The sequence below is a fragment of the Parapusillimonas granuli genome (assembly GCF_013416525.1).
Lineage (GTDB): Bacteria > Pseudomonadota > Gammaproteobacteria > Burkholderiales > Burkholderiaceae_B > Parapusillimonas > Parapusillimonas granuli.
Genome location: NZ_JACCEM010000012.1, coordinates 98192 through 105077, shown reverse-complemented (window position 1 = coordinate 105077; position 6886 = coordinate 98192). Strand labels below are relative to the sequence as shown.

7 protein-coding genes are annotated in these 6886 nt (G+C 69.3%); 3 read left to right on the top strand and 4 right to left on the bottom strand.

The window, feature by feature from the left end; translation table 11 throughout:
- Positions 1–1193: DEAD/DEAH box helicase (locus H0A72_RS19695; protein WP_246815009.1), on the bottom strand; the 1193-nt coding region annotated here is incomplete at its 3' end.
- 276 nt (positions 1194–1469) lie between these two features.
- On the opposite strand from H0A72_RS19695, the gene H0A72_RS19690 reads away from it, so the two are divergent.
- Genes H0A72_RS19690 through H0A72_RS19680 form a run of 3 tightly spaced genes read left to right on the top strand, consistent with a single transcriptional unit; the run spans position 1470 to position 3576 of the window.
- Positions 1470–2093, top strand: coding sequence for a LemA family protein (locus tag H0A72_RS19690; RefSeq protein ID WP_180158218.1), 624 nt, complete (start codon positions 1470–1472; stop codon positions 2091–2093).
- 25 nt (positions 2094–2118) lie between these two features.
- Entirely contained in the window at positions 2119–3054 is a 936-nt protein-coding gene (locus tag H0A72_RS19685; protein ID WP_180158217.1) for a TPM domain-containing protein, read from the top strand.
- A gap of 18 nt (positions 3055–3072) precedes the next feature.
- Complete coding sequence (locus H0A72_RS19680) at positions 3073–3576, top strand: TPM domain-containing protein (protein WP_180158216.1); 504 nt, start codon at positions 3073–3075, stop codon at positions 3574–3576.
- A 41-nt stretch (positions 3577–3617) separates the two neighbouring features.
- On the opposite strand, the gene H0A72_RS19675 is transcribed toward H0A72_RS19680, so the two are convergent.
- From H0A72_RS19675 to H0A72_RS19665, 3 genes are read right to left on the bottom strand one after another with little or no spacing between them, the layout of a single operon-like run.
- On the bottom strand, positions 3618–5021 hold the full coding sequence (locus H0A72_RS19675; protein ID WP_180158215.1) for a DUF3482 domain-containing protein: 1404 nt from the start codon (positions 5019–5021) through the stop codon (positions 3618–3620).
- Positions 5008–6468 (bottom strand): DUF2868 domain-containing protein, encoded by a 1461-nt coding sequence (locus H0A72_RS19670; RefSeq protein ID WP_180158214.1) that lies wholly within the window; start codon positions 6466–6468, stop codon positions 5008–5010. The genes H0A72_RS19675 and H0A72_RS19670 overlap by 14 nt, the downstream gene beginning before the upstream one ends.
- Positions 6461–6829, bottom strand: a complete 369-nt coding sequence (locus tag H0A72_RS19665; protein ID WP_180158213.1) for a YkvA family protein — start codon at positions 6827–6829, stop codon at positions 6461–6463. The genes H0A72_RS19670 and H0A72_RS19665 overlap by 8 nt, the downstream gene beginning before the upstream one ends.
- Positions 6830–6886 lie beyond the last annotated feature (57 nt).

The window sequence follows — 6886 nt, the reverse complement described above, 5'->3', positions numbered from 1 at the left end:
CCCGCGCCCGAAGCGCGGCGGGGCTGGCTGGAGCGCGGCGGGCGGTCGTCATCGCGGTCGCGCGCATGCGCGGGCTCGGCCTTCACCATGTCGGCCGACCAGCCCGCCACCGCCGTGCGCTCGATGGGGCGCTTGATCAGCTTTTCGATGGCGCTCAGCAGCTTGATCTCGGAAGCGTCCACCAGCGAGATCGCGGAGCCCGGACTGCCGGCGCGGCCGGTGCGCCCGATGCGGTGCACGTAGTCTTCCGGCACGTTGGGCAGCTCGAAGTTCACCACCTGCGGCAACTGGTCGATGTCGATGCCGCGCGCGGCGATGTCGGTCGCCACCAGCACGGCGACCTGGCCGTCCTTGAAGCCGGCCAGGGCCCGCGTGCGCGCGGCCTGGCTCTTGTTGCCATGGATGGCCGCGGCCGACAGGCCGTCCTTCACCAGTTTTTCCGCCAGGCGGTTGGCGCCGTGCTTGGTGCGCGTGAACACCAGCACCTGGTGCCAGCCGCTTTCGCGGATGATGTGGCTGAGCAGGTCGCGCTTGTGGGATTGCTCGGTGAGCACGACGCTTTGCGCCACCAGCTCCGAGGCGGTGTTGCGGCGGGCGACGGAAATTTCGATCGGGTCGTTCAGCACGCCCTTGGACAGTTCGCGGATCTCGTCCGAGAACGTGGCGGAAAACAGCAGGTTCTGGCGCTGCTTTGGCAGCAGCGCCAGGATGCGGCGGATGTCCCGGATGAAGCCCATGTCCAGCATGCGGTCGGCCTCGTCCAGGACGAGGGTCTCGACGCCGGACAGGTCCACGGTCTTTTGCTGCGCATGGTCGAGCAGGCGCCCCGGCGTCGCGACGAGGATGTCGAGCGGCTTGCGCAGGGCGGCGATCTGCGGGTTGATGTTGACGCCGCCGAACATCACCATGGACCGTATCGAGGTATGCCGGCCATAGGTGCGCACGGACTCTTCCACCTGGGCCGTCAGCTCGCGGGTGGGGGTCAGGATCAGGACGCGCGGGCGGCCCGGCTTGCGCCCCGCCGTCGCCGGGCTGGCCAGCAGGCGATGCAAAATAGGCAGCGTGAAGCCTGCCGTCTTGCCGGTGCCGGTCTGGGCGGCGGCCAGCAGGTCGCCCCCTTTGATGACTTGCGGGATGGCTTGCGCCTGTATCGGCGTGGGGTGTTCATAGCCTGTGTCGGCGACGGCGCGCAACAGGGGTTCCGCCAGCCCGAGGGCGGCAAAGGGTGTTTGGGTAATCAAGAATTTGCTCCAGCGACAGCCTATCGCTCGAGTTGAGAGACACCAATCTAGGCAGACGATAAAAAAGTTGTGTTGGCTTGCAATACCGCCGACTGGCAGGCGGGTAATTCGCCATTGTAGCGTAGTTGCCCGGGCGCATGCGAACTATTTGTCAAGATGTGCAAGATGTATTGGCAAGCGCCGCGCAAACTGTTGTAATTCGCCTGGTTCCGTATCCGGGTCTTTTCCATGATGCTCAAGCGCGCCTTCCTGATCCTAGTGCTGCCGCTGCTTTCCGTCTTCCTGACGGGTTGCGGCTACAACGAAATCCAGCGCCTGGATGAACAGGTGAAGACCACGTGGTCGCAGACGCTGAACCAGTACGAGCGCCGCGCCGACCTGGTCCCGCAGCTGGTGAGCGCCGTCGATGCCTACATGGTCAATGAACGCGCCATCCTGACGCAGGTGGCCGAGGCGCGGTCCAAAGTCGGTTCCATACAGGTCAGCGTCAACGACCTGGACAACCCGGAGCTCATGGCGCGCTTCGCCCAGGCGCAAGGCCAGCTGTCCTCGGCCTTGTCGCGCCTGATCGCGGTGTCCGAGAACTACCCCCAGCTCAAGAGCGACGGGCTCTTCCGCGACCTCATGACCCAGCTCGAGGGCACCGAGAACCGTATCGCCACCGAGCGCGGGCGCTACGTGCAGGCGGTGCAGGAATACAACCTGATCGTGCGTCAGTTTCCCACGCTGATCACGGCCAAGATCTTCGGCTACCGCACCATCGAGAACTACGGCGTCTCCAAGCAGGACGAAATCACCAAGCGTCCGGAAGTCAAGTTCACCGCGCCTGCGCCCGCGCCGGCCAAGCCCTGAGGCCCTGCGCGGTCACGGAGGCTGAATGAACGGCATCATCCACCCATCCGGGTTCGCCCGCGCGCCCGCGCCGGCCCGCCGGCATCGCCTGCCGCTGCTCTGGCTGGCCGTTCTGGCGCTGCTGCTGTCCCTGCCCCTGCGGGCGGCGCCGGTCGCCGTGCCCGAACTCAAAAGCTGGGTCACCGACCAGACCGGCACGCTGGATTCCAACACGCGCTCGCATCTGGAGCGGAAGCTGGCCGATCTGGAAAAGCGCAAAGGCGCCCAGCTGGCGGTGCTGGTGGTCGCCACCACGGGAGACGACACCATAGAAAGCTACGCCAGGCGCGTTTTCGACCAATGGCGCATTGGCCGCGCCCGGGTGGACGACGGCATCCTCTTCCTGGTGGCGAAGGAAGACCGCCGTCTGCGCATCGAGGTCGGATACGGCCTGGAAGGAGCCGTGCCCGATCTGCTGGCGGGGCGCATCATCCGGGAACGGGTCACCCCGCATTTCCGGCAGGGCGATTATGCCGCCGGCATCGTGGCGGGCGTGGACAGCCTGATCGCCCTGGTCGACGGCGAGGCGCTGCCCCCGCCGCCCGCCGGGTCGAGCTCGGGCGGCGATGAGGGCGAAGGGGACGCCACGGTCATGCTGCTGCCGCTCGCCCTCATGAGCTTCTTCATGCCGGCCGGCTTCGCGGCCCTGGCCGTCGGTTTCTTCGTGGGCCTGATCTTCGGCAGCGTGCCCATCGGCATCCTGGGCGGCCTGGTCGCCTTCCTGCTCAGCCGCATCGGGCGCAAGCTCGGCGCCGGCGGCAGGGGCAGCCTGGGTCGCGCATCCCGCCGCGGTGGCGCCCTGGGCGGATTCGGAGGCGGTTTCGGCGGCGGTTTCGGCGGCGGCGGTTTCGGCGGAGGGGGCGGCTTCGGTGGTGGCGGCGGAGGCGGCAGCGGGGGCGGCGGCGCTTCGGGCAGCTGGTAGGCGGAAAAGGGGACGGCAGTGCGTCGCAAAGGCATCTGGAAGGAATTCACCGGCTGGGCCGGGCTGGAAGGGCAGTGGCTGCGGCGCAAGCATTTCAGCCACGAGACGCTCGCGCAGATCGCCGAGCGGATCCGGCAAAGCGAACGGGACCACACCGGCGAGCTGGTCGTTGCGGTCGAGGCGGTGACGCCCGCCCACGTCTCCGGCAGCGAACAGCGGGCCCTGGAAGTCTTCGGACGCCTGCGGGTCTGGGACACGCCCTTGAATACCGGGGTGCTGCTGTATCTGGCGCTGGACCGGCATCACATAGAAATCATCGCCGACCGCGGCATCGCCGCGCCGGACGATTTGTGGGCCCAGGTATGCGAGCGCCTGCAGGCGGCGCTGCGCGAAAAGCAGTACGCGGCGGGCATCCTGGCGGCGGTGGACGACATCGAGGCCATCCTGAAGACCCGCTCGGCGCCGCTGCCCAGCGGCGCCGGCCACGTCAACGACTTGCCGGACGAGCCGGTATTGCTGTAGGGGCTCCGGCCAATGCCGCCGGCCTTTTGACGCTGGTGGCTCTAAGAGGCCGCGTCCCGCATGGAATCCGCCCCCAAGTGCTCGGCCAATGCCCGCAGGACCTGGTGGCGCCTGCCGTCGGCCTGGTAGTCGTCCGCCAGCGTCGACCACTGCGGCCGGCTGCGCGCTTCCTTCAGCTCATCGGGCAGCGATCCTTCCCGCCAGGCGTCCATGGCCGGGATGTCCTGCAGTTCGATGGGCGCCTGGGCCGCGTGGCCGCGGCGTTCCAGGGATTGCAGCAGGCCCAGCTGCCGCAAGGCCAGCAGGCGCAGGACGGCGTCGTCGACGCTCAATTCCTGGTAGCCCTTCAGCCGCCCGAGCAGCCGTTTGCCGAGTTTGTCCGCTCCCTGCCACAGGCCGCCGGCCGCCGCGCCGATGACGGTGGCGGCGCCCAGGCTGATGCCCGCCATGAAGACGTCCAGCGTGGCGCCCGCCATCGCGCCCGCCGCCATGCCCTTGCCGACGTGGATGCCCATGTCTTTCAGGGCCTGGGGGTGGAACAGGTCCATGCCCCATCTTTCGCCCTGCAGCGGCAGGGTGTGCGCGGGGAAGTCGCGGCTGCGGAAGTTATAGCGTTTCAGCAGCGCCTGCACGCAGTCGTTCTCGCGCTCGCGGATCCGCTGCCGCAGTGCCTGGGTCGCCGCCTTGAGCGAAGCGTCGTCCGGCTCGGCGCTGACCCGCAAGGACGCCGCGTCGATCAGCAGCTCCGCGATCATGCGCAAGGCGTCCGCGTGGCGGATCCGGCGCTGGGCGACCACGTCCTCCCTCAGCGCCTGCAGGCGCCCGGCGTGCTGGTCCATCAGCAGCGCCAGCTTGTCGTACAGCTGGGTTTCCCCGTCCAGCGCCGGCGCGATCGTATCGAACTCGACGATGGCGTGCAGCCCCAGGCGCGACAGCGCTTCGCGCCAGGCGCCCAGGCGCTGGTCGGGGCTGTGCGTGAAATTCAGGACGGGCAGCAAGGGGCGGCCGCAGCCGGCGAGCAGGGCGAGCTCGTCCTTGTGCTTGCCCAGGACCGGGTCCCGCACGTCGACCACATACAGGCCCGCGTCGCACTCCAGCAGCTTGCGCAATACCCGCGCCTCCTGTTCGAAGCGCCGCTGGCTTTCCGGGCTTTGCAGGAAGCGCCGTATCCGTTCCGGGCCGTCGAGGCGCAGGCCGGGCGGAGCGATCTGGTCGAGGTAGTCCAGCAGCGCCATGCCGTCCTCCAGGCCGGGCGTGTCGTAGAGCTCGACCGCCACCGCGCCGTCGACCAGCAGGCGGGCGCCTTCGACGTGCCGCGTCGTGCCCGGGCTGTCTTCGACCTGCCCGAATCCGGGGTTGCGGGTCAGGGTGCGCAGCAGCGAGGTCTTGCCGGTGTTGGTGTGGCCGACCACCGCCAGGCGCAGAGGGGTGTCAGGGCTGGGCATGGGCGAGATCCGCGGAAACGTCATGGCCGCCGGGTGGCTCAAGCCAGCCCAGGCCGCCTGAAAGGCCGTCGTGCATCGCCTCCGGCGCGAAGCCCGCCCGCAGCAGCTTTTCCCGCCAGGCCGCGGCCCGGGCCTGGGAGCGCTCGCCGGCCTGCGCCGGGCTGACCAGTGCGACATGTGTCTGCTGCGCCAGGCTGCCGAGCTCCGACAGCAGCGCGATGGTGCCCCGGTCGGGCGTCTGGCTGGCATCGCAGACCAGCAGCAGGCGCCTGGCGGCATGGTGCTGCAGGCGGTCGAGAATCTGGTGGCGCTGCGACCGGCTGTCGATGACGCCCAGGTCGCTCACGCCGTCCGGCAGCGCGGCGGGCGGCCAGGCGACGTCGGTGGGCAGTTCGATGCCCAGGACGGCCAGCTGGACGGTCTGGCGGGAACCGGCATCCAGCGGCTGGACAATGGACTGGTAGCCGTCCGTGGCGGCGCTGTCCACGCCCGTCGTTTCGCTGGACGGGTCCAGGCGGTCGCGCAGTTCGGCGTAGCCCGGCAGCGTGGTGTCGACGGCCAGGCCGCGCAGGCGCCGGCGCGCCGCGTAAAGGCTGGCACCCAGCCCGGCCAGGCGCGGTAGCAGGCCATAGACGGCCACGCAGCCGATCAGCCATCCCGACCAGAGCGCCATGGCGCTTTCGGGCAGCGCCTGCAGGCCGTCGCTGGCCCGGACGACCGCGTCGGGCGGCACGGGAAAGCCCAGTAGCGCGGGCAGCCGGCCCAGCGCGGACACGAGCCAGACGAAGGCGTCGGGCGACAGCAGCGTGGTTTCCCAGTTGAAGCTGTAGCGGCGTGCGGACAGGATCGCCAGCATGCCGGCCAGCGCCCCGATGAAGGCCATGGTCCAGACGGCATGGCTGACGGCGCCCAGCAGCCAGCGCAGGGCGCCTTGCCGGCTGAGCAGTTCCGCCAGGGCGCGGGGCGCGAGCGCCGCGTCGGGCCCGCGCGCCAGCTTGCGCGTCAGCCATAGCCAGGACTCGCCCAGCCAGGAACCGGCGTGGTCGGAGCGGATCAGGAAGCTGCTGAGCCAGAACAGATAGGCCAGCGCGTTCACGCCCAGCAGGGCGACCAGGGCGAGCAGGACGTTGACCGAACGGCCGCCGTCGCCCAGGGCGCCCAGCGCCGCGCCGACGCCGGCCAGCAGGCCCATGGCGAGCAGCCCCAGCAAAGCCGCGCGCGATGCGCCGGCCCACTTGCCCACGACCTGGTCGAGCTTTTCGCGTTCGGCGAGGTAGCGCGCGCGCAGGAGCAGCCGCTGGGCGAAGCCCCGGCCTTCCGCGCGCGCCCGGCGGCTTTCACTGGCGTCGTCCAAGGGGCCCCACAGGGCTTCGCGCAGGCGCAGGGTTTCGGCCAGCCAATGCGCCTTGAACCCGTCCTCGACGGCTTTGCCCTGGGTTTCAGGCATCCGTATAGGCGGGAGTCGCAGGCGTTTTGAACCACTGGCCGAGCTTTTCCTGCGCCTGGGCTTTTACGTCGGGCGTGATGTAGAAGGCGACGGTGGCCAGGGCGGCGGCCATGACGCTGAGGTCGTCGGTGTAGCCCACCAGCGGCGCCAGGTCGGGGATGGCGTCCAGCGGAAGGATGAAATAGCCCAGTGCGCCATAGATGACGCGCTTGGCCCATTTCGGCGTGAGCGGGCTCTGGACGGCGTAATACAGATACAAGGCCTTTTCCAGCGTTTCGCGGCCGAGGGAACGCGCCCGGGGCCCGAGCTTGCGCCAGAACCCCTGCTGCGTGAATAGTTTCTGGTAGCGGGTGGTGTCCATATGCTTGGGATCATGGGGCCGAACCCCACAAAATCAAGGCCGGACCCCGCACGGGGT

Coding starts and splice junctions, on each gene's coding strand:
- H0A72_RS19690 (WP_180158218.1), top strand. CDS start 1,470: ATGATGCTCAAGCGCGCCTTCCTGATCCTAGTGCTGCCGCTGCTTTCC.
- H0A72_RS19675 (WP_180158215.1), bottom strand. CDS start 5,021: ATGCCCAGCCCTGACACCCCTCTGCGCCTGGCGGTGGTCGGCCACACC.
- H0A72_RS19665 (WP_180158213.1), bottom strand. CDS start 6,829: ATGGACACCACCCGCTACCAGAAACTATTCACGCAGCAGGGGTTCTGG.
- H0A72_RS19685 (WP_180158217.1), top strand. CDS start 2,119: ATGAACGGCATCATCCACCCATCCGGGTTCGCCCGCGCGCCCGCGCCG.
- H0A72_RS19670 (WP_180158214.1), bottom strand. CDS start 6,468: ATGCCTGAAACCCAGGGCAAAGCCGTCGAGGACGGGTTCAAGGCGCAT.